General features: G+C 65.0%; 20 protein-coding genes. 12 read left to right on the top strand and 8 right to left on the bottom strand.

Annotated elements, in window-relative coordinates; genetic code table 11:
* Positions 1–4 precede the first annotated feature (4 nt).
* Positions 5–865 carry a LysR substrate-binding domain-containing protein gene (locus tag V0R59_RS28750; protein WP_330077895.1) on the top strand — a complete coding sequence of 287 codons (861 nt, stop codon included), beginning with the start codon at positions 5–7 and terminating at the stop codon, positions 863–865.
* 31 nt (positions 866–896) lie between these two features.
* Positions 897–1,724 carry a phosphonoacetaldehyde hydrolase gene (phnX, locus tag V0R59_RS28745; protein ID WP_330077894.1) on the top strand — a complete coding sequence of 276 codons (828 nt, stop codon included), beginning with the start codon at positions 897–899 and terminating at the stop codon, positions 1,722–1,724.
* A 192-nt stretch (positions 1,725–1,916) separates the two neighbouring features.
* Here phnX and V0R59_RS28740 read toward each other — a convergent pair whose 3' ends face one another.
* Positions 1,917–2,633: a type 1 glutamine amidotransferase gene (locus V0R59_RS28740; protein ID WP_330077893.1), complete on the bottom strand. Its 717-nt coding sequence runs from the start codon at positions 2,631–2,633 to the stop codon at positions 1,917–1,919.
* A gap of 188 nt (positions 2,634–2,821) precedes the next feature.
* Between V0R59_RS28740 and V0R59_RS28735 the strand changes: the two genes are divergently transcribed.
* Entirely contained in the window at positions 2,822–3,565 is a 744-nt protein-coding gene (locus tag V0R59_RS28735; protein ID WP_330077892.1) for a sulfite exporter TauE/SafE family protein, read from the top strand.
* Here V0R59_RS28735 and V0R59_RS28730 read toward each other — a convergent pair.
* Positions 3,562–4,029 (bottom strand): Lrp/AsnC family transcriptional regulator, encoded by a 468-nt coding sequence (locus V0R59_RS28730; protein ID WP_330077891.1) that lies wholly within the window; start codon positions 4,027–4,029, stop codon positions 3,562–3,564. The two genes, V0R59_RS28735 and V0R59_RS28730, sit on opposite strands and share 4 nt — an antisense overlap.
* A gap of 127 nt (positions 4,030–4,156) precedes the next feature.
* On the opposite strand from V0R59_RS28730, the gene V0R59_RS28725 reads away from it, so the two are divergent.
* From V0R59_RS28725 to V0R59_RS28710, 4 genes are all read left to right on the top strand, one after another.
* The gene (locus tag V0R59_RS28725) at positions 4,157–5,389 is read left to right on the top strand and encodes a Zn-dependent hydrolase (protein ID WP_330077890.1); all 1,233 of its coding nucleotides are present in this window, start codon (positions 4,157–4,159) and stop codon (positions 5,387–5,389) included.
* A gap of 96 nt (positions 5,390–5,485) precedes the next feature.
* Positions 5,486–6,697, top strand: coding sequence for a diaminopropionate ammonia-lyase (locus V0R59_RS28720; RefSeq protein WP_330077889.1), 1,212 nt, complete (start codon positions 5,486–5,488; stop codon positions 6,695–6,697).
* Between the two features lie 144 nt (positions 6,698–6,841).
* Complete coding sequence (locus V0R59_RS28715; RefSeq protein ID WP_330077888.1) at positions 6,842–8,464, top strand: APC family permease; 1,623 nt, start codon at positions 6,842–6,844, stop codon at positions 8,462–8,464.
* Between the two features lie 13 nt (positions 8,465–8,477).
* Positions 8,478–9,638 carry a M20 aminoacylase family protein gene (locus V0R59_RS28710; RefSeq protein WP_330077887.1) on the top strand — a complete coding sequence of 387 codons (1,161 nt, stop codon included), beginning with the start codon at positions 8,478–8,480 and terminating at the stop codon, positions 9,636–9,638.
* 140 nt (positions 9,639–9,778) lie between these two features.
* Here the strand turns inward: V0R59_RS28710 and V0R59_RS28705 are convergent, their stop codons facing one another.
* From V0R59_RS28705 to V0R59_RS28680, 6 genes are all read right to left on the bottom strand, one after another.
* On the bottom strand, positions 9,779–10,690 hold the full coding sequence (locus tag V0R59_RS28705; protein WP_330077908.1) for a DMT family transporter: 912 nt from the start codon (positions 10,688–10,690) through the stop codon (positions 9,779–9,781).
* A 260-nt stretch (positions 10,691–10,950) separates the two neighbouring features.
* Positions 10,951–12,441 carry an aldehyde dehydrogenase gene (locus tag V0R59_RS28700; RefSeq protein ID WP_330077886.1) on the bottom strand — a complete coding sequence of 497 codons (1,491 nt, stop codon included), beginning with the start codon at positions 12,439–12,441 and terminating at the stop codon, positions 10,951–10,953.
* Between the two features lies 1 nt (position 12,442).
* The gene (locus V0R59_RS28695) at positions 12,443–13,345 is read right to left on the bottom strand and encodes a dihydrodipicolinate synthase family protein (protein ID WP_330077885.1); all 903 of its coding nucleotides are present in this window, start codon (positions 13,343–13,345) and stop codon (positions 12,443–12,445) included.
* A 41-nt stretch (positions 13,346–13,386) separates the two neighbouring features.
* Positions 13,387–14,715: an MFS transporter gene (locus tag V0R59_RS28690; RefSeq protein WP_330077884.1), complete on the bottom strand. Its 1,329-nt coding sequence runs from the start codon at positions 14,713–14,715 to the stop codon at positions 13,387–13,389.
* Between the two features lie 191 nt (positions 14,716–14,906).
* Positions 14,907–16,226, bottom strand: a complete 1,320-nt coding sequence (locus V0R59_RS28685) for an NAD(P)/FAD-dependent oxidoreductase (protein WP_330077883.1) — start codon at positions 16,224–16,226, stop codon at positions 14,907–14,909.
* Between the two features lie 94 nt (positions 16,227–16,320).
* Entirely contained in the window at positions 16,321–17,040 is a 720-nt protein-coding gene (locus V0R59_RS28680; protein ID WP_330077882.1) for a GntR family transcriptional regulator, read from the bottom strand.
* A 624-nt stretch (positions 17,041–17,664) separates the two neighbouring features.
* Between V0R59_RS28680 and V0R59_RS28675 the strand changes: the two genes are divergently transcribed.
* The 5 genes from V0R59_RS28675 (at position 17,665) to V0R59_RS28655 (ending at position 22,583) form a co-directional block, all read left to right on the top strand.
* Positions 17,665–18,516, top strand: coding sequence for a glycine betaine ABC transporter substrate-binding protein (locus V0R59_RS28675; protein WP_330077881.1), 852 nt, complete (start codon positions 17,665–17,667; stop codon positions 18,514–18,516).
* A gap of 107 nt (positions 18,517–18,623) precedes the next feature.
* Positions 18,624–19,721: a quaternary amine ABC transporter ATP-binding protein gene (locus tag V0R59_RS28670; RefSeq protein ID WP_330077880.1), complete on the top strand. Its 1,098-nt coding sequence runs from the start codon at positions 18,624–18,626 to the stop codon at positions 19,719–19,721.
* Entirely contained in the window at positions 19,718–20,569 is an 852-nt protein-coding gene (locus tag V0R59_RS28665; RefSeq protein WP_330077879.1) for an ABC transporter permease, read from the top strand. Before V0R59_RS28670 ends, V0R59_RS28665 begins: the two co-directional genes overlap by 4 nt.
* Entirely contained in the window at positions 20,566–21,411 is an 846-nt protein-coding gene (locus V0R59_RS28660; RefSeq protein WP_330077878.1) for an ABC transporter permease, read from the top strand. The genes V0R59_RS28665 and V0R59_RS28660 overlap by 4 nt, the downstream gene beginning before the upstream one ends.
* Positions 21,412–21,563: 152 nt before the next feature.
* On the top strand, positions 21,564–22,583 hold the full coding sequence (locus tag V0R59_RS28655) for a GlxA family transcriptional regulator (protein ID WP_330077907.1): 1,020 nt from the start codon (positions 21,564–21,566) through the stop codon (positions 22,581–22,583).
* The last annotated feature ends 106 nt before the right edge of the window (positions 22,584–22,689 follow it).

Genomic DNA, 22,689 nt, shown 5'->3' with positions numbered 1-22,689 from the left:
ACCCATGTTCCAGTACCACAAGTGGCTGCGCTCGTTTCATGCCGTGGCGCGCACCGGCAGCTTCACCCTGGCCGCCGACTACCTCAGTGTCGGCCAGCCCACGGTCAGCGAGCAGGTTGCGGCGCTGGAACAGATGTTCGCCGTGGAGCTGTTCCACCGGCGGGGCCGCTTCATCGAAATGAGTGCGGCGGGGCGACAGTTGTACGGCATCACCCAGGGCCTGTTCGGCCAGGAGGAAGAGGCCATCCAGCTGCTGCACAGTTTCCGCCAGCGCAAGGCGGGCCTGCTGCGCATCGGCGCGGTGTCGCCACCGATCGCCATGAATCTGACCTACGAGCTGATGCAGCAGTACCCGGACATCAAGCTGGAAACCTCGTTCTCCCCGGAGCACGAGACCCTGGAGCGCCTGTACAACTTCGACATCGACCTGGCGATCCTGGCCTTGTCCGAGTTCGACCAGCGCCTGCATACCCGGCTGTACCGGCGCTACCCGATCATCGCCGTGGTCCGCGACGACCACCCCTGGGCCAGCCAGCAGAAGGTGCATGTCGAGCAACTGCGCGGCGAGCGCCTGGTCCTCCGCGAGCCGTCCTCGCGGACCCGGCAACTGGTGGAGGAAAGCTGCCAGCGCGCCGGCATCGAGCTGGACTGCGCCATGCAGCTGAACAGCCGCGAGGCCATCGTCCATGCCATCGCCCGGGGCATCGGCATCGGCTTCGTTTCCGCCGTGGAATATGCGCAGACCCCGGGCACCCGGCCGATCACCTTCGTCGACCACCCGTTCCACATCGATTACCACCTGTGTTGCCTGGCGCTGCGGCGCAACCGCGCGATGATCGCCGAGTTGTTCGACGCGCCGGCCTGAACCTTTCCTGACCTGCCACTGGAGAACCACCATGAACTACCAGCAACCGCAACGCCTGCAAGCCGCCATCCTCGACTGGGCCGGCACCGTGGTCGATTTCGGCTCCTTTGCCCCGACGCAGATCTTCGTCGAGGCCTTCGGCGAGTTCGGCGTCGAAGTCTCCCTGGAAGAAGCCCGCGGCCCGATGGGCATGGGCAAGTGGGACCATATCCGCACCCTGTGCGACCAGCCGGCGATTGCCGAGCGTTATCGTGCGCGTTTCGGCCGCACCCCTACGGATGAAGACGTCACCGCGATCTACGAGCGCTTCATGCCGTTGCAGATCGACAAGATCGGCCTGCATTCGGCGCTGATCCCGGGGGCGCTGGAGGCGATCGCCGAGCTGCGCGGCAAGGGCCTGAAGATCGGTACCTGCTCCGGTTACCCCAAGGTGGTCATGGCCAGGGTGGTGGAGCTGGCGGCCGCCAACGGTTATCTGCCGGATCATGTGGTGGCCACCGACGAGGTGCCCAACGGCCGGCCTTACCCGGCGCAGTCCCTGGCCAACGTGATCGCCCTGGGCATCGACGACGTGGCGGCCTGCGTCAAGGTCGACGACACCTGGCCGGGGATTCTCGAAGGGCGCAGTGCCGGGATGTGGACGGTGGCCCTGACCTGCTCGGGAAATGCGCTGGGGCTGACTCATGAGCAGTACAGGAACCTGCCGGCGCAGCAGCTCGAAGCCGAGCGGGCGCGGATCGGGCGGATGTTCGAAGGCTCGCGGCCGCATTACCTGATCGACACCATTGCCGAACTGCCAGCGGTGATCGACGACATCAATGCCCGGCTGGCACGTGGGGAGATGCCGCAGGGCTGCTAAGGGAGGTCTGGCCAGGGTTGCTGTGGTGAATTCACCGCAGCAATCGCTGGCTATATCTCGAGCGATGGTTGGCGCGCTCCTTCGCAGCTAACGCAGCTCCTACCTGGACCGCGCCGCATGGGTAGTTCGGGTAAACCGGAAGATGTGTAGATACCCATGCAGCAATGAGTCTCTTTCCGATGAAACCGGTCTTCAGCCCCGGTACGCCGCCATCAGTTGGTCGAGGAAGCCGAACAGCTTCTGGTTCATCTCCTGGTAATCATGTCCGCGCAGCACCTGGGGCTGCTGGACGAAACGCCGATCGGTCAGCGTTGCCAGTTCGGCAGCCGACGCCGCGATCAGCAACTCCACCACCTCCGTGGTGAACTCCATATGGCACTGGAAGCCATACACCAGCGGCCCATACTCGACGATCTGCCGCGGACAGCCTTCGCTGCAGGCCAGCACCTTGGCGTCCGGGGTCAGGCCGGGCATGTCGTTATGCCAATGAGCAACATCCAGGATCTCGCCGAAGTGAGCGATCATGGCGTTGTCACGACCCTCTTCGGTCAGGGTGATGGGAAACTTGCCGATTTCTTTCTCCGGGCTGTGCTCGAACTGTGCCCCCAGGGCCTCGCCGATGAGTTGCGAACCCAGGCAGATCCCCACCACCGCCCGTCCTGCGTCGATCGCCTGGGCGATCAGGCGCTGTTCGGCGCGGCTGTCAAAGTGCGCGCATTCGTCGACAGTGGTCGCCGGCGACTGCGGACCGCCGAGCACCACCAGCAGGTCCAGGTCGTTGGCGTCGAGCGGCAGCGCCTCGTTCAGGTAGACCCGGGTGTAGCTGGCAGCATGTCCCCGAGACTGCACCCAGGTCTCATAGGCACCGGGGGCTTCGAAGGATTCGTGGACGATGAAATGAACGTTCATGGGGGATTTCCTGAAGGGCAGGGAGAAAGCGCTTATGACACTTTTCTATATTAATGACACAAAGTGTCATTGGCAAGGTGGCCGTTATATTTCCAAGCAACGGTCCTTCGCAATTACGCTCGATTGGACCTTTATCCTGCACTGCGCTGCGCCTAAGCTGCCGTCCCCCCTTCGTGTGAACGCGCAGCATGGAATCCCTCTGGCTCATCATTCTCTTCGGCGCCGCCCTGGCCGGTTTCGTCCAGGGCCTGTCCGGCTCCAACTTCGGCCTGGTGGCCATGGCCATCTGGGCCTGGGCGCTGCCGCCGGCGCTGACCGGGCCGCTGGTGGTCTGTGGTTCGCTGGTGGGCCAGTTGCTGGCGGCACGCACGCTGCGCCACGGCCTGAAGCGCGAGCATTTGCTGCCGATGGTGCTCGGAGGTCTGGCCGGTGTGCCCCTGGGGGTACTCTTGTTGCAGCAGATCGATCCGCTGCTGTTCCGCCTGCTGGTGGGCATCGTCCTGGCCCTGTGGTGCCCGCTGATGCTGTTCTCTTCCAGCCTGCCGCGCCTGCGCGTAGGCGGCGCCGGGGCCGATGCGGCTGTGGGCGTGCTGGGCGGGGTGATGGGCGGCCTCGGCGGCCTCACTGGCCCGGCCACGGCGCTGTGGTCGGTGCTCAAGGGCTGGGACCGCGACACCCAGCGCTCGGTGATCCAGGGCTTCAACCTGGCCATGCAACTGCTGACGATGATCACCTACCTGGTCTCCGGCACCGTCACCGCCGAGGCCCTGGGCTTGTTCCCGCTGGTGGCCCTCAGCGTGCTCCTGCCGACCCTGCTTGGCGTGCGCCTGTACAAGCGCTTCAGTGACGTGGCGTTTCGTCGGCTGGTGCTCGGGCTGCTGGCCCTGGCAGGCCTGTTGCTGATTGCCCAGTCGTTGCCGCATTTCCTCTAGTCCACATCGACCGGCACGTCGAGCCCCACCTTCACATTGCTCATCGACACCAGGGTCTTGAAGCGTTTGACGTTGTTGCTTTCGAAGAACAGCGTCCGGGTCAGCTCGGTGTACTGCTCCATGTTGCGCACCGCCATGATCAGCACGAAGTCGCATTCGCCGGCGACGTAGTAGCACTGCTGCACCTGCGGGCAGGCGAGGAAGGTGCGCTTCATCGCATCGAGCAGGTCGAGGCGTTCGTTCTCCACCTCCACTTCGGTGATCACCGTCAGGCCGTAGCCGAGCGCCACCGGGTCGACCAGGGCCACGGTCCTGCGCACCACGCCGTCGGCATTGAGCTTCTTCAGGCGGCGGTTTACCGCGGCGGGGGACAGGTTGACCCGTTCCCCCAGTTCCTGCTGCGAGGTGCTGGCGTCCTGTTGCACGGCGTCGAGCAGGGCGAGGTCGAAGGGATCGAGGCGCATGACGGCAGATTTCCTGAAGGCGGGAAGATGCGCAATAAAATTTCATTTGCGGGGTGAAAATCAAGAAATAAGTGCGGCGCGGTGCAATAGCATTTACTCCATCGACGAACACCCACGGAGTAACTTGATGAACCTTCAGCTCGATGGCGCGCTGCTGCTGGAGCAGATCCGCATCCTTGGCGAACTGGGCGCCGACCCGGTGCACGGCGGGCGTACCCGCATCGCCTTGAGCGACGCCGAAAAGGCCGGGCGCGACCAGGTGGTGGCTTGGATGCAGGCACTGGAGCTGGACGTGCGCATCGACCGCATCGGCAATATCTTCGGCACCTTGCCTGCCGCCTGCGGCGAAGACCTGGCGCCGTTGATGATGGGCTCGCATATCGATACCGTGACCAACGCCGGTGCCCTCGATGGTTGCTATGGCGTGCTCGCCGGCCTCGCGGTGGTCCGTGCCTACCGGGCTGCCGGGGTGCTGCCGACGCGGCCACTCACCGTCGCCGCCTTTACCAACGAAGAAGGCGTGCGCTACCAGCCGGACATGATGGGTTCGCTGGTGTACGCAGGTGGCCTGGCACTTCAGGAGGCACTGGACACCATTGGTACCGACGGCACCCGGCTGGGCGACGAACTGGTGCGAATCGGCTATTCCGGCGACCTGGAGCCGGGCGCCATCGTGCCCCATGAGTATCTGGAGCTGCATATCGAGCAGGGCCCGATCCTTGAAGCGGAAGGCCTGCAGATCGGCGTGGTAGAAAACCTCCAGGGCATTTCCTGGCAGCAGGTCACGGTGCAGGGCAATGCCAACCATGCCGGCACCACCCCGACCCGCCTGCGCCACGACGCCGGCTACGTGGCCTGCGCGGCGGTGGCCGAGGCCCGCGCCATCGCCCGCGACTCCGCCGGAACCACCCTGGCTACCACGGGCTGCATCGCCTTCGAGCCCAACGTGATCAATGTGATCCCGCGCAAGGCGGTGTTCACTGTCGATCTGCGCGACCCCGACGAAGCCCGCCTGCAACAGGCCGAACAGCGCTTCTCCGGCTTCCTCGAACGGATCGCGGCGGAGGAGGGCGTGAAGGTTTCCAGCGAGCGCCTGGTGCGCTTCGAACCAGTGATCTTCGACGCCACCCTGGCCGAGCAGATCGAGGCCAGCGCCAAGCGCCTCGATCTCAGCCACCGACGCATGACCTCCGGCGCCGGCCACGATGCGCAGATGATCGCGCGCATCGCCCCGGCCGCGATGATCTTCGTGCCCAGCCGTGGCGGGATCAGCCACAACCCCCGCGAGTACACCGATGACGTGGCGCTGATCGAAGGCGCCGAGGTCTTGCTGGACGTGGTGGTTCGCCGGCTTTCCTGATTCGTTCCCGACCTCTTCCTGTTCAAGAAAACGGGGGACTGCCGTGCAGTCCTTCGCGAGCAAGCTCGCTCCCACAAATGCAAATGGAGATCTGCCATGTTGTTTGCCAACCCGAATGCCGTTCGCCAGCCCTATCCCGAGGCGTTGGGCGAGATCATGAGCATTGCCAAGGCCCATCAGAGCCGTGACTGGCTGGCCCACTGGAGCGGCCTCAACCGTGGCTCGACGCCGCTGTACGACCTGCCCGACCTGGCCGCCGAACTGGGCGTGGGCCAGTTGCTGGTCAAGGACGAGTCGCAACGCTCGTCACTGGGCAGCTTCAAGGCCCTCGGTGCGCCCATTGCCCTGGTGCGCCTGGTGCTGCGTCGTTTCCCCGAGCACAACTTCAATGTCCGCGCCTTGCTGGCCGGCGAATACGCCGAGGCCCTGGCCGGGTTCACCGTGATCAGCGCTACCGACGGCAACCATGGCCGCGGCCTGGCCGCCGCTGCGCAGAGCCTGGGCTGCCGCTGCGTGATCGTGCTGCACGCCAATGTCAGCGTCGAACGCGAGCAGGCCATCGCCGCCTATGGCGCCGAGATCGTGCGTATCGCCGGCAACTACGACGAGTCGGTGGAAGAGGCGGCGGCCTTGGCCTTCCGCAACGGCTGGCTGGTGGTGTCCGACACGTCCTATGACGGCTACGAGGACATTCCCCGGGACGTGATGCAGGGATACGGGACCATCGCCGCCGAGATCGTCGAGGCCTGCGAGCAGGGCTTTACCCATGTCTTCCTGCAGGGCGGCGTCGGCGGCCTGGCCGCTGGCATCGTCAGCTACCTGTGGGAGTTGCAGGGCGCGCAGCGGCCGACCTTCGTGGTGGTCGAGCCGGTGCAGGCCGACTGCCTGTACCAGAGCGCACTGGCCGGGCGGGCGGCGACCGCCAGTGGTTCGGTGGACTCGGTCATGGCCGGGCTGGCCTGTGGCGAAACCTCGCCGCTGGCGTGGCGCTTCCTGCAGCCCAGCGTGGACTTCTTCATGACCCTGCATGACGACGAAGCCGTGCTCGCCATGCGCCGCCTGGCGGCCGGCAGCGAGCGCGATGTGCCGCTGCTGGCGGGCGAGTCGGCGGTGGCCGGGCTGGCGGCCTTGCAGTGTCTGGCCAAGGCACCGGGGCAGGCTGCCGAACTGGGCCTGAACGGTAGCTCCCGGGTGCTGCTGGTCAGCACCGAAGGCGCCACTGCGCCGGGTGTCTATGCCGAGCTGGTGGGTGAGTCGGCCGAGTCGGTCCTGGGCCGTCAGCGCGAGTGGCTGGCCCGGACCCGCTGATTGGCACGGACCCTGTAGGAGCGGGTTCACCCGCGATCACGGTAGTGAATTCATCGACCTCATCGCGGGTGAACCCGCTCCCACAGGGCCGCGCCGTGCTCTCGAAATACGCACTCCCTGAAAACAACAACAACGGAGACTTGCATGCACACAACCAAACGCAATATCGGACCCTGGTCGCTGATGCTGACCGGCCTGGGTTCCATCATCGGCTCGGGCTGGCTGTTCGGTGCCTGGCACGCTTCGGCGATCGCCGGACCGGCGGCCATCCTGGCCTGGGTGATCGGCGCCGTGGTGGTCCTGGCGATTGCCCTGACCTATGCGGAAATGGGCGCGATGTTTCCCGAATCCGGTGGCATGGTGCGTTACGCGCGCTATTCCCATGGCTCGCTGGTGGGTTTCATGGCGGCCTGGGCCAACTGGATCTCCATCGTCTCGGTGATCCCCATCGAAGCCATCGCCTCGATCCAGTACATGGCCTCCTGGAACTACCCCTGGGCCCGGGCCATGGTCGCCAACGGCGAGCTGACCAGCGCCGGACTCTGGACCAGCGCAGCCCTGGTACTGGTGTATTTCGGCCTCAACTACTGGGGTGTGAAGCTGTTCGTGCGGACCAATACCGCGATCACCCTGTTCAAGCTGGTGGTGCCGGCGGTGACCGGCGTGGCGCTGATCTGGGCCGGCTTCAACGGCGCCAATTTCGGTGATGGCAGCGAGGCCAGTTTCGCGCCGTATGGCTGGTCGGCGGTGTTCACCGCAGTGGCGGCCAGCGGCATCGTGTTCAGCTTCAACGGGTTCCAGAGCCCGGTCAGCCTGGCCGGCGAGGCGCGCGACCCCGGGCGCAGCATTCCCTTCGCGCTGGTTACCTCGGTGCTGATCGCCCTGGTGATCTACGTGCTGCTGCAGGTGGCTTTCATCGGCGCGGTCAGTGCCGAGAGCATCGCTGCCGGCTGGCACAGCCTGAGTTTCGATTCGCCGCTGGCGCAACTGGCCCTGGCCCTCAATCTCAACTGGCTGGCCATGCTGTTGTACCTGGATGCCTTCGTCAGCCCCTCCGGCACCGGCTCGATCTACACCGCCACCACCGCGCGGATGATTCATGCCATGGAGCGCAACAACACCATGCCGCGCATCTTCGGCCGCCTGCACCCGCTGTATGGCGTGCCCCGCGAAGCCATGTGGCTGAACCTGGCGGTGTCCTTCGTGTTCCTGTTCTTCTTCCGTGGCAGGGGGGCGTTGGCGGCGGTGATCTCGGTGGCGGTGATCATCTCCTTCCTCACCGGACCGGTCAGCCTGATGGCCCTGCGCAACACGGCGGCGGATGTCCCGCGTCCGCTGGTGATCAAGGGCATGCGGGTGATCGCGCCGTTCGCCTTTGTCTGCGCCGCGCTGGTGCTGTACTGGGCCCGTTGGCCGCTGACCGGGCAGGTGATCCTGCTGGTGGTGGGCGCCTTGCCGATCTTCTTCTGGTTCCAGGCCAAGGCCGGCTGGAGCGGTTTTGCCAAGGACCTGTACGCGGCGCTGTGGCTGATCGGCTTCCTGCCGGCCATGGCCCTGGTGTCGTGGCTGGGCAGCAGCGATTTCGGCGGCATCGGGCTGATCCCGGCCGGCTGGGACATGCTGCTGGTGGCGCTGTTGGCCCTGGCCTTCTACTACGCCGGCGTGCGCAGCGGCTATCGCACCCGCTACCTGCAAGAGAGCGTGGTCTGGCGTGCTGATGCCGGCGACGCCAAGCCGATTCCGGCGGCACAACCCGTGATTTCCTGAGAGAGCCCCGAGTATGAACGACACATTCGAACAACGCCTGAAAACCTGGCGCCATGCCTTCCACCGCCACCCTGAAACCGGCTTCGAGGAAGTCGATACCGCCGCGCGGGTCGCGGACATTCTCGGGAACATGGGCCTGGAAGTGCATCGCGGCATCGGCGGCACCGGCCTGGTGGCCAGCCTGACGGTGGGCGAGGGCAGCGGCGTGATCGGCCTGCGGGCCGACATGGACGCGCTGAATATCCACGAACAGGCGCCGCAGCGCGCGCATGCCTCGTGCGTCGCCGGCAAGATGCACGCCTGCGGGCATGACGGGCACATGGCGATGGTCCTGGGCGCCGCCGACCTGCTGTGCCGCCAGCGCGACTTCAATGGCACCGTGCGCTTCATCTTCCAGCCCGCCGAGGAACATGGCCGCGGGGCCAAGGCGATGATGGCCGACGGGCTGTTCCAGCGCTTCCCGGTGGACGCCCTCTATGGCGCGCACAACATGCCGGGGATGGCGGCGGGACATATCGCCACGCGGGTCGGCGGAATCATGGCCAGCGAGGACAATTTCGTCATTCGTATCCAGGGGCGTGGCGGCCATGCGGCACGGCCGCACATGGGCATCGACCCGCTGGTGACCGGAGCGCAGATCGTCCTGGCGTTGCAGACGGTGGTGGCGCGCAATGTCGATCCCGGGTTGTCGGCGGTGGTGTCGTGCACCGAGTTCATTACCGATGGCATCCGCAATGCGATCCCGACCCACGTGACCATCAAGGGCGATACCCGCAGCTACAGCCCCGAGGTGCAGAAGCTCCTGGAAACCCGGATGCGCGAGATCTGCATGGGCATCTGTGCGGCGAACGGGGCGACTTGCGAGTTCGAATACACCCATGAGTTCGCCCCGACGGTGAACTGGCCGGAAAACACTGCACTGGCGGTGGCAGCGGCGCGGGCGGTGGTGGGCGATGCGGCGGTGGATGGCGAGGTGCTGCCGATGATGATTTCCGAAGACTTCGGTGCTTTTCTCCAGCAGGTGCCGGGGTGCTTCGTGTTCATCGGCAATGGCGCCGATGGCGAGGAGGGTGGCACGCCGCTGCACAATGCCGGTTATGACTTCAATGACCGGATCCTGAAGACCGGGGCGGCGTATTTTGCCGAGGTGGTGCGGCGGAGTTTGCCTCTCTAAACAAATCTACAGATGTTCGCAGAACCTGTAGGAGCGGGTTCACCGGAACGCCGGACCGCCGCGATTGCGGTAGTGGATTCACCGACGCAATCGCGGGTAAACCCGCTCCTACAGGGTGCGATGTCGCTCGCAAGACCCCATCAGTGCACCTGCTCTGCCGTCAACTTGCCCCAGGCCGAGAGCACCGTCGCCAGGATGATCAGCGCCGCGCCGGCCATCATCCGCAGCGACGGCTGTTCGCCGAACAGCCACCAGGCGCAGGCGATCGCATATACCGGCTCCAGCGCGATGATCATCCCCGCGCTGCGCGCCTCAAGCCCTTCCAGGCTCTTGACGAACAGGTACTGGGACAGCCCGGTGCAGAAGATCCCCAGCATCGCCAGGTAGATCCAGTCGCTGTGGCTCAGCCCGTGCACCAGCAGGGTGTCGAGGGCGAACGGTGCCACCAGCACGGCGACGGTGAAGTTCTGCCAGAACGCTACCTGCACCGCATTCATGCCTTGCAGGCCACGGCGGTTGGTGATCGCCAGGAGGGCGAACGAGAAGCCCGAGGCCAGGCCCCAGAGCAGGCCGACGGTACCCTGGTCGAGCAGGTCGAAGGATGGCACCACCAGCACCAGGCCGAGGCTGACCAGCAGCAACAGCAGGCTTTCGCTGGTACCGATGCGCTCGCGGAACACCAGCAGGTCGAGCACGGCGATAAAGGCCGGGAAGCTGGCGAAACCGAGGGTGGCCACGGCCACGCCACCGACCTTGATGGCGATGAAGAAGCTCACCCAGTGCGAGGTCAGCAGCACGCCGCTGAAGGCCATGATGCCGAACCTGCGCCAGTTCAACTGGTGGAACACGCCGCGTTTCTGCAACTGCGCCACCGCACCCAGGGCGAGCACGGCAAACGCCGCGCGACCGAAGGTGATGACCGAGGCGGACGAGTGGATAAGGGCGCCGAGGATGCCGGTGAGACCGAACAGCACGGCGGCGATATGGGCCACGATCAACGCATTGCGGTGACCGAGGGTGGAGCTGTGGGTTGAAACGTTCGAAGCGAGCATGGGCAGTAGAAAAGTCTGTGCATGGGTACGCACGCGAGCACTCTCCGGTGGTCGTGCGGACTGGTTTTTGGGTATCGGATTTTATGTGGCCGCCCGGTAGGAAATCCGGGAGCCTGCGGCGCCGCAGCGTTGTAGTGGCCTGCACGGGCCGTGCTGCTCGTTCGCCGTACTGCGAAAGGAAACGGGGGTGGCCACCGCCTGCGTGGGGCGGTGGCCGGGTCAGGTACCGAACTCCGTCAGAACAGTACCCGGGTTTCAGCTCACGAAGCGTCGATCCAGATGGTCTTCAGCTCCGTGTACTGATCATGCGCCCAGATCGACTTGTCGCGACCGCCAAATCCGGACTCTTTGTAGCCTCCGAACGGCGTCGAGGCATCGCCTTCGCCGAAGCAGTTGACGGTGACCACGCCGGCGCGGATTTCCCGCGACAGGCGCAGGGCATTGCGCAGGCTGCCGGTGTAGGCCGAGGCGGCCAGGCCGTAGATGGTGTCGTTGGCCAACTCGATGGCTTCATCGATGGTGTCGAAGGTGGTCACGCTCAGTACCGGGCCGAAGATCTCTTCGACGAACAGGCGGCTGTCGCGGGCCACGCCATCGACGATGGTCGGCTGCACGAATACGCCGTCCTGGGTCTCGCCACCCAGGGCCACGGTGAGTTTCTGCTCGGCGGCGTATTCCAGGTAGGAACGCACCTTCTCGAAGTGCGCCTTGCTGACCATGGCGCCCAGACGGTTTTCCGGATCCAGCGGGTCGCCCAGCTTCCAGTCCTTGACGTGCTTGGAGATCAGCGCCAGCAGCTCGTCCTTGACGTCCTTGTGGACGATCAGGCGCGAGGACGCCGAGCAGTTCTCGCCCATGTTCCAGAAGGCGCCGGCGGTGACGAACTGGGCCACGGAGTCGAGGTCTTCGCAGTCGTTCATGACCACGGCCGGGTTCTTGCCACCCAGTTCCAGGACCACGCGCTTGAGGTTGGACTCGGAAGCGTACTTGAGGAACAGGCGCCCGGTGTCGGTGGAACCGGTGAAGCTCACCATCGCCACGTCCATATGACGGCCGATGGCTTCGCCAGCTTCGCGACCGCCACCAGGGACGATGTTGAACACACCGGCCGGGATACCGGCTTCGTGCGCCAGTTCGGCCACGCGCAGGGCGGTGAGGGTGGTTTCCTTGGCCGGCTTGACCACGATGGAGCAACCGGCAGCCAGCGACGGGCCGATCTTCCAGGCCAGCATCAGCAGCGGGAAGTTCCACGGCAGCACCAGGCCGACCACGCCGATGGCCTCGCGCACCACCATGGTCACCGCGGCAGAGCCGGTCGGTGCGGTGGCGTCGTAGATCTTGTCGATCAGCTCGGCGTGCCAGCGCAGGGTGTGGATGGTCTCCGGTACGTCGACGTTCTGGCATTCGCTGACCGGCTTGCCGCTGTCCAGGGCTTCCAGCACGGCCAGCTCGTGGGCGTTGTCTTCCAGCAGCTGGGCGAACTTCAGCAGGACCTTTTTACGGGCGCCCGGGGTCAGTGCGCTCCAGCGGCCGTCTTCGAAGGCGGCCTTGGCGGCGGCGACGGCGACATTGACGTCCTGCACGTCACAGGCGGCGACTTCAGCCAGCTTCTCGCCGGTGGCCGGGTTGGTGGTGACGAAGGTGCGGCCGCTGATGGCGTCGCGGAATTCGCCGTCGATGAAGGCCTGGTTGCGCGGTTGCAGTTTCGCGGCCAGGGCCACGTATTCTGCCTTGCTCAGCAGTTCAGCCATTTCACTTGTCCTCGACGACGGTGGCGATGGTGCTTTTCAGGGTGGCGACGACAGAGGCCAGCTCGGCCTGCTCGCTGGCGTCCAGGCCTTGCAGCGGGGCACGCACGCCGCCGGTACGCAGGCCGTTGAGGCTGACGCCATGCTTGATCGACTGGACGAACTTGCCGCCTTCGAGGAAGTCCATCAGCGGCATCATGGCCGCCATGATGCGACGGCCCTTGGCGAAGTCCTTCTCGATCACGCAGGCCTCGTACAGGGCCACGTGTTCGCGCGGGATGAAGTTGGAGCCGGCGCAGACCCAGCTGTCGGCACCCCAGGCGAAGAATTCCAGGGCCTGGTCGTCCCAGCCGCAGGACAGCGAGATGTGCGGGTACTGGGTGGCCAGGCGGTGCAGCTGGTTCATGTCGCCCGAGCTTTCCTTGATGGCCTTGATGTTCTTGACGTCGGCGACCGCGTCGAAGAACTCGGGGCCCATGCTCACGCTCATGCGGCCCGGGTAGTTGTAGAGCATGATCGGCAGGTCGGCGGCGGCGTCGACGGCCTTCACGTGCACGGCGATTTCCTGCTGGGTCGGCAGGGCGTAGGGCGGGGTGCCGACCAGCAGCGCGTCGGCCTTGATTTCCTTGGCGTGCTTGGCGAAGGCCACGGAATCTTCGGTGCGGATCGCGCCGGTGCCGATGATCAGCGGCAGGCGGCCGTTGATCACGTCCTTGGCCTGGGCGGCCAGTTCGACGCGCTCCTGGGCGGTGTGGGCGTAGTACTCGCCGGTGGAGCCACCGATGATGATGCCGTGGATCTTCGATTCCACCAGGTAGTCGAGGACTGCGGCGAAGCCGGCCTTGTCGATGCTGCCGTCGGCGTTCAGCGGGGTCACTGCGGGGGTGTAGATGCCTTCGAATTTCATGTTTTTCTCTCCAGTGATACGCAAGGAATGTCAGGCCGCGCTCAGTTCAGCGAGGCGGCTTGTTGCAGGGTCAGGGAACGGGTTTCCGGGGCCAGGGCCCAGGCGAACAGCAGGCCGACCAGGGTCACCACGGCGGCGGCGTACATGGTCTGGGCGATGCCGAAGCTTTGCAGCGACATCGGTACCAGCCAGGTGCCGACGGCGGCGCCGATGCGCGACAGCGAGGTGCCGACGCCCACGGCCACGGCGCGGATCTCGGTGGGGAACAGTTCGTTCGGGTACACCAGCTGCAGTACCTGGGCGCCACCGATGAACAGGGCATAGGCACCGAACAGCACCAGCACCAGGGTCGGCGAGCCGTCGTGCAGCGAGGCCAGGCCGAGCAGGGCAAGGCCAGACCAGAGGAAGCTGTGGATCAGCATGCTGCGCCGGCCCATGCTGTTGATCAGGCGGGTGGCGATGATGCAGCCGATGACGAACAGCAGGGTGATCGCCACGGAGCCGAAGGAGGCCCAGTCACCTTTCAGGTTCAGCGCTTCGAGGACCTTCGGCGCGAAGGAGTAGACGGCGAACACCGGGATCACCGAGCACGACCAGAACATGCTGACGAACAGCATGCGTTTGCCGTAGCCGGAGTGCAGCAGGTTGAGGAACGAGACTTTCTTTTCCTTGGGCTGCTCGGGCAGGTTCTTCAGGGAGAAGGCGTTGCCGTAGACCTGCTTGATGATCGCTTCGGCTTCCGCCGCACGGCCCTTGCTCAGCAGCCAGCGTGGCGACTCCGGGGTGCCCATGCGCAGGCCGAAGAGAATCGCGCCGATCACCACCGGGCTGGCCAGCACCAGGCGCCAGGCGTTCTCGTTCTCCGAGGCGAGCAGGAAGTGGCCGACGATATAGGCGAAGGCGGCACCGGCGAACCACAGGATGGTCAGGGTGGCCAGGCGTGGGCCGCGGTATTTCTTCGGCAGGAATTCCACCAGCAGCGCGGTGGCCACCGGGTATTCGATACCGACCGCGACGCCGATCAGGAAGCGCAGGGCGAACAGCATGGGGCCGGACTCGACCCAGAACTGCGCCAGCGAACCGAGGATGAACAGGGTAGGGCCGACGAAGAAGATGCGCTTGCGCCCGAAGTGATCGGTCAGGGCGCCGCCGAGGAAGCCGCCGAAGAAGATGCCGATCAGCGCCGAGGCGGCGATCATGCCTTGCCAGAAGGCGGTCAGGCCCAGGCCTGCGGACATCTGCACCATGGCCACGCCGATGATGCTGAGGACGTAGCCGTCGACGAACGAGCCGCCGCCGGAGCGCGCGGTGAGCAATTGATGGAAGCGGTTGAGGGGTACGTCTTCAACGGATTGATTGGAAGTTGTCATTATTGTTTCCTGCACTATCGAACCTGTTTTCCGGCCGAGCGGGTCCGCGGCGCTGAAAAGGAACTTCAGTCCGGGGATTTGCGCCTGGCCGGCGCGACACTGTTTGTTGCTACTTCAATTGTGTTGGCTGGACCATTCTGGGACTGCTGTGCAGTCCTTTCGCTGGCAAGCCAGGCTCCTACAGGAGCACTTCAGCTTTCCTTGCCGGCGCGCATCTGGCCCCAGGTCAGGTTGGCGTTCACGCCAATCGACAGGAACGGCTGCGGCGGGTTGGCATTCGGTCCCGGGGACTTCAGCAGGAAGTCGATCAGGTCGTTCTTCTCGCCGGCCAGCCAGTCCGCCAGCAACTTGCCGGTGGCGGTGCCACGGGTGACGCCGAGGCCGTTGCAGCACAGCGCGCCATACACGTTCGGCGCCAGTTGGCCGAAGTAGCTTTCATGGTTGCGCGACATGGCCAGGGCGCCGCCCCAGGTGTATTCGATACCGACGTCCGGCAGCATCGGGAAGCGCCGGGCGAACGAGGCCTTGTGGCGGGCGACGTAGCGTTGCAGGTACTTGGGATTGGCGCGGCCGTCGGGGTTGAAGCTGAAGCTGTTGCGGATCAGCAGGCGGTTGTCCGGGGTGCGGCGTACCGTGGTGCCGAACGGATCGGCGGGGATCACGCCCCAGTACGGCTTGCCACCCAGGCGCGCCTGTTCCTGCTCGGTCATCGGCCGGGTCAGGCTGGCGTAGGTGAAGATCGGCAACATGGCGCCCTTGAGGAAGCCGAAGTGGCCGCCGAAGGCGTTGTTGGCCAGCACCAGCTTGTCTGCGCTGATGCTGCCGCGAGCGTGGCGCAGCACGGTCTTGTCGCCGTACTCGACGTCGAGGATCGGCGTGTTCTCGTACAGGCTGACATTGGCCGGCAGGCTTTCGGCCAGGCCCTTGACCAGCGCCGACGGCTGGATCAGCGCGGTGCCGGGGGTGAACAGGGCCTTGCGGTAGAAGTGGGTGCCGATATGGTCGGGCAGGTCGGCGCCTTCGATCACCTCGAAGGGCTGGCCGAGCTTTTCCAGGCCACGCCGGTAGGCATCGAGCACGGCGATGCCGCGATCCTCGACGGCGGCCTGGTACTTGCCGCAGAACTTCATCTGGCAATCGATGCCGTGCTCGGCGACCAGGTCCTTGAGGTAGTCCTGCCCGGTCATGTTGATGCGCAGGCAGGTCCTGGCGATATCGATGTCGCCGATGTAGTCCTCGGCGCCGATGTCGTGGGGCAGGTCGATGGCGAAGCCGGCGTTGCGGCCGGCGGTGCCGAAGCCGACTTCCTGGGCTTCGATCAGGAGGATCTGTTCATCGGGGAAATTCAGCGCCAGCTGGCGCGCGGCGGCGAGGCCGACATAGCCGGCGCCCAGCACCACCCAGCGGGCATGACTGGTGCCGGAATGGGCGGGCCGAGGCGTGCGCCTGGCACTCAGGTGATACCAACCGCACGAACTGTCGTCGGCCGGCAACGAGGTTACTTTTGTCATTTCAGGGACCTGGCTGTTCTTGTTTGATCCGGTGTTGCCACCCAGGCTGAAATGCGTCGCGAAACCTCGCTAAACCTTCATGCTCCGGGGTCTTTCAAAACGCGAGCGATACCTCCATGCCTTCCGGTGCGGCGTATTCCGCCATGCGCCGGCGCGACAGCTCCATGTGCTCGCGAATCAGTTGTCCCGCGGCCTCGGTGTCGTGGCGGGCGATGGCCTCGATGATCTGGTCGTGCTGGTCGCAGGCCAGTTCGAGGTCCTTCTGCATGTCCACGGTGGTCGGGTGGCGGTAGAAAATCTTGCCCAGTCGCGCGTGGTCGATAAGCACACGGCGCAGGCTCGGCATCAGGTAGTCGTTGTGCGCCATCTTGCCGATTTCCAGATGGAACTCGTCGTTGTAGATGACGCGGTTTTCCACGTGCTGCTCTTCGATGGCCTGGCGGAAACGGGCCTGGATGCGGCGCAGTTCCTCGATCTCGGCCTCGGTGGCGCGGGTCGCGGCCAGCTGGGTGGTGGCGATGTACACCAGCGGCGCGGCCAGGAAGAAGGCGCGCAACGACTCGTGACTCATGGCCGCCACCCGCGGCGCGCGGTTGGCTTCCAGCTCGATGTAGCCCTCGGCGGCGATCTGCCGCAGCAACTCGCGCACGGGTGGCCGGGACAGGCCGAACTCGTCGCACAGTGCCAGTTCATCCACCACCGCACCGGGTGCCAGTTCCATGCTCAGGATGCGCCGGCGCAGGGCTTCAGCGAGAAGCGCCTTGCGGTCCGGGCCGGCATCGGCAGTGGAAAGGGCGGTTGCAGTGGCTTTCATGGGAGCCTTTTTCGTACTCATCAGGTTGTGTCTACAATTTGTATAACGACTATAGGTGAGGATTAGACAATGTGTCTACAGATATTTCGATGAGCGGTTGGGCCTGCTTATCTGGATAGCTGTGACGGGGTCTGGTCCCCGGTTTCATTGGGTTTCGGCACTATGGTGCGGTTTTTGTGGGAGCGGGTTCACCCGTGATTGCGATGCTGGATTCACCACTGCAATCGCGGGTGAACCCGCTCCCACAGAGGATGCTTATGGCATCCAAGAGACACACTCTTATCAATTCCCGCCATCGACATGTCCACCCGCGACAGCCTTTTTACCCGCATCAGAGGCCCGCGAGCCCTGAAAACACTAGGGAAAATAGCACTTCTGATGAATTCTTTTTGAATTCTTCTGGTATACACAAAGAATACAATCTCGTTGACCGTCCCCCGAACCCGTGCGAATCTCGGCTCAACACCCGTGTTCCCGGGGTGTCGCGCGGGTCAACAGGTCGATCCTGGTGTCAGAAAACCCCCGCCAGAAGTTGTGAAAGACGCAGTGCACGAAAAAACCAACAACAATCAACGGGTGCCCCTCAAGCGCCCGGCCAGCACCACAACCAGGAGACGCACAACGATGAAACTCTTCCGCAAGGCCCTTTGCACCCTCGCAATGGTCGGTCTCACGGTGTTCCAGGCGCAGGCCGAGGAAAAGACCATCACCATGGGCACGCTGTCGTGGGAAGACCTCACCCCGATCACCACCGTCACCAAGAAAGTCCTCGAAGACGCCGGGTACACCGTCAAGGTGACCAACTTCTCCGAGTGGGGCATCGCCTACGCGGCCCTGGGCAAGGGTGATATCCAGTTGCTCGCCTCGCAGATCGACTACGCCGCGCAGGACTACTGGAAGAAGAACAAGAACCGCCTGGAGAAGATCTCCCCGGTTTCCCATGGCCTGTACCAGGCCATCGCCGTACCGAAGTACGTCACCATCGACTCGCTGGAAGAGCTCAACGCCAACGCCGACAAGTTCGGCAACAAGATCGTCGGCATCGAGCCGGGTTCGGGCCTGATGAGCGATGCCGCCAAGGCGGTGACCGACTACGGCCTCAAGCTCAACCTGCTCGAAGGCAGTACCGCCGCCATGACCGCCGCCCTCAAGTCCGCCGTGGACCGCAAGGAGTGGATCGCGGTGACCACCTGGGAGCCGTCGTGGATGAGCCAGAAGTTCGACGTGAAGTTCCTCAAGGACCCGAAAGGCTCCTTCGCCCCGCCGCAGGGCTACTACTGGATCGGCCAGAAGGGCTTCTCCGCCGCCTACCCGCAGGCGCGCGAGCTGATTGCCGGGGTCTACCTGCCGCTGGCCGACATCACCGCGATCAACGGCGAGATGAAGGACGGCAAGACCGTGGAGCAGGCCGTGCAGGACTGGTCGACGAAGAACGCCGACCTGATCAAGCGCTGGGAAAACATCAAAAAATACTGATTTCGAAGTACCGCGTTGTCCGGGCCCTGGTCCGGGCAGCGCTTTGAACACTGCCGAACTGAACGTAATAAAAAAGCCAACCAGATTTCTGGTTCGACGGGTGCGAGATGAACACAGCAAGCGAAGTAGCTGAAGACGTATTGGTGGAGTGCCAATCGGTCTGGAAGATTTTTGGCAAGAACGCCGATACCGCCATGCGTGCTTATAAAGAGCGTGGTTTGTCGAAGAAGCAGATTCTTCAGGACCATGGCTGTGTCGTCGGTGTCTCCAACGTCAGCCTCAAGGTCAGGCGCGGCGAGATCTACTGCATCATGGGCCTGTCCGGCAGCGGCAAGTCCACCCTGATCCGCATGTTCAACCGGCTGATCGATCCCACCTCCGGGCAGATCCTGATCAAGGGCAAGGATATCGCCAGCCTCGATGCTGCTGCCCTGCGCGAAACCCGCGCGCGGCACATCGGCATGGTGTTCCAGAGCGTGGCCCTGCTGCCGCACCGCACGGTGCTGGAGAACGCCGCCTTCGGCCTCGAAGTGCGGGGCGTGTCCAAGGCCGAACGGCACAAGATCGCCGAGCAGGCCCTGGCGAAAGTCGGCCTGAGCGACTGGGCCGCGCGCTATCCGGACGAACTCTCCGGCGGCATGCAGCAACGGGTCGGCCTGGCCCGGGCCATCGCCTCGGACCCGGAAGTCATCCTCATGGACGAGCCGTTCAGCGCCCTCGACCCGCTGATCCGCCGCCAGCTGCAGGACGAGTTCCGCCAGTTGACCAAGTCCCTGGGCAAGTCCGCCGTCTTCATCACCCACGACCTGGAAGAGGCGATCCGCATCGGCGATCGCATCGCCATCATGAAGGACGGGGTGATCATCCAGGAGGGCACCGCCGAGGACATCGTGCTCAAGCCCGCCGATGACTATGTGGCGGAGTTCGTCGCCGGCATCTCGCGCCTGCACCTGGTCAAGGCCCACTCGATCATGTCGCCGCTGGCGGCGCACCCGGGGCTGGATAGCGCCCGCCTGCCGAGCGCCGGCCCGCAGGCCGACCTCGATGCCCTGATCAACCTGATGATCGGCTCCGGCGGCGACGCCCTGGCAGTGGTGGAAAACGGCCAGGTGCTTGGCGTGATCACCCAGCAGGACCTGCTGCGGGGCGTGCAGGGCGCACCGGCGCTGGAGCAGCCGGCGGTACAAGCGGAGCACGCGCTATGAGCCCCGCGGAATTCGCCGTGGCCTTCGACGAGTTCGTCGATGCACGGCTCGAATGGCTGTCGGACAACGGCGCCTGGTTCTTCGACGGCCTCAACGACGTGCTGCACGCCGGCTACCAGGCCATCTACAACGGCCTGACGTGGCTGCCGTTCTGGGCCGTGATCCTGGCCTTCGGCGTGCTTGGCTGGCGCCTCACCGCCAGTTGGCGCTTCGCCGTGGGGACCATGGTCGGCCTGGTGCTGTGCGTGGCCATGGGCCTGTGGCCGCAGACCATGAGCACCCTGGCGCTGGTGCTGTCGGCCACCAGCATGGCGCTGGTCGTCGGCATTCCCCTGGGTGTCGCCGCCGGGTTGATGCCGTCCCTGGACCGCCTGAGCGAGCCGGTGCTGGACCTGATCCAGACCCTGCCGCCCTACATCTACCTGCTGCCGGCCATCGCCCTGCTGGGCTACGGCCCCGGCACCGCGCTGGTGGCCACCTTCATCGTCGCCGTGCCGCCGGTGGTGCGCCTGACCTCCCTGGGCATCCGCCAGACGCCCAAGGTATTTATCGAACTCGGCCAGGCCACCGGCACCACCGGCTGGCAGCAGTTCTTCAAGATCCGCCTGCCGTTCGCCCTGCCGAGCATCATGGCCGGGGTCAACCAGGGCCTGATGATGGCCTTCGGCATGGTGGTGATCGCCGGCATCGTCGGCTCCGGCGGCCTGGGCGAAGTGATCTACGGGGCGATCCGCACCCTGGACATCGCCATGTCGATCAACGCCGCCATCGCCATCGTCATCCTCACCCTGATCCTCGACCGCATGGCCCAGAGCGCGACCCGCATCGGCCGGAGGGCTGCGCCATGAATCCCGCTGATATCAAGTTTTCCCCGGGCGCCTGGCTGGCACCATCGGTGGACTGGCTGAACGCCAACCTGCACGGGCTGTTCGCCATGATCAGCCGCTTTATCGAAACCGTCCTCGGCGGCATCGAAGGCGTGCTGCTGGTGATCCCGCCCTACGGCATGATCGCCCTGGTGGCCGTGGCCGCGTTCTTCCTGGTCAACCTGCGCGCGGCGATCCTCGCCGTGGTCATGCTCGGCTTCTGCCTGCTGTCCGGGTTCTGGGTGGCCTCGATGCAGACCATCGCCCTGGTCACGGTGGCGGTGCTGATCTCGGTGGCGGTGGCCTTTCCCGTCGGCGTCGCGGCCTCGCGGATCAAGCGCCTCGACGCGGTGCTCAGCCCGATCCTCAACGTGATGCAGACCGTGCCGCCGTGGGTCTACCTGATTCCGGCAGTGATGGTGTTCAGCCTGGGCAAGGTCCCGGCGATCCTCGCCACCATCATCTACGGCATCCCGCCGATGCTGCGCCTGACCACCCTGGCCTTCAACGGCGTGCGTGGCGACCTGCTGGAGCTGGGCAAGGCCATGGGCGCCTCGCCGCGGGAGATCCTGCTGAAGATCGAACTGCCCACCGCCATGCCGACCCTGCTGGTGGGCCTCAACCAATGCATCCTGCTGTCCCTGGCCATGGTGGTCCTGGCCGGGCTGGTGGGGGCGGGTGGCCTCGGCGCGGAAGTGACCCGCGGCCTGACCCGGATGGAAATGGGCCTCGGCCTGCGTGCGGGCCTGGCGATCGTCGCCGTGGCCCTGTTGCTCGACCGGCTGTCGCGAGGTGCCTTGCAAGGTCGCCGGATCCGGGCATAGACAGAAAAAGCTGAAGGACAGTTGGACACCGCCACGCCGGCGTGCATCATTCATCGATGCCCGTCGGCGTGGCGGTTTCGACGTTTCGGCGCTCTCCAGAGAACAAGAGTGGAAGACATAACGTGGTTGAAAGAAGGCATTTCAGTGATGCCATGCAGGGTTCGAACCTGCGCTTCACTGGCGAAAAGGGCCAAGCGGCCGGCGGACAGGGCCGGGTCGGCTTCATCCTGCTCGAACACTTCTCCCTGCCGGCCTTCACCCAGGCCCTGGACACCCTGGTGACCGCCAACCTGATCCAGGCGGCGTCGTTCACCACCCGCACCTTCACCCTCGACGGCGGCTCGCGGGTCAGCGACCTGGGGCTGGTGATCTGCCCGGACGCGCCGCTCAACTCGGCGAACCTCGACGACCTCGACCTGCTGGTGGTCTGCGGCGGGCTGCGCACGGTGCTGCGGCCGATTCCCGAGCTGGTGCAGGTGCTGCACCGCGCCCATGAAAAGCACGTGGCCCTGGCCGGGTTGTGGAATGGTGCCTGGTTCCTCGGCCAGGCCGGGTTGCTCGACGGCTATCGCTGCGCGGTGCATCCCGAGCACCGGGCGGCGGTGGCCGAGATCGCCAAGGACAGCCAGGTCACCAGCGAAAGCTACATGGTCGACCGCGACCGGCTGACCGCCGCCAGCCCGGCGGGGGGCTTCCACCTGGTCCTGGAGTGGATCAACAGCCGCTGCGGCCGTGGCTTGGTGGATGCCATCGTCGACATCCTGGCATTCGAGGAATCACGCTACCGCCGCGCCCGCCCGACCCTGCACGAAAAGATGAGCGAACCGCTGCGCGAAGCCATCAACCTGATGAGCGCCAATATCGAGGAACCGTTGAGCCAGGATCAGCTGGCGCACTATGTCGGGCGCTCGAAGCGACAGATAGGGCGGCTGTTCATGACCCAGCTGGGCACCACGCCCGTGCGCTACTACCTGGAGCTGCGCATCACCGAAAGCCGGCGCCTGCTGCAGCATTCCGACCTGCTGCTGATCGACGTGGCGCTGGCCTGCGGTTTCGTTTCGCCGAGCCATTTCAGCAAGTGCTACACCTCGTTCTATGGCTATGGGCCGTCGAAGGAGATTCGCTACGGGCTGGTGAAGGGCGGGAAGGCGAAGAAGGCCGAAGAAAAATAGCAAAGCCTATTAGAGCGACGCGGACCTTGTGGGAGCGGGGTTTAACCCCGTGTGTGGAAGGTGTGCCAAAAGAGAAAACACGGGTAAAACCCAACCACAACGCCCC

The sequence above is a fragment of the Pseudomonas ulcerans genome (genome assembly GCF_036324125.1).
GTDB classification, from domain to species: domain Bacteria; phylum Pseudomonadota; class Gammaproteobacteria; order Pseudomonadales; family Pseudomonadaceae; genus Aquipseudomonas; species Aquipseudomonas ulcerans.
Note: the sequence above shows the minus strand (reverse complement) of the source record. Positions and strands in the feature narration are given on the sequence as shown.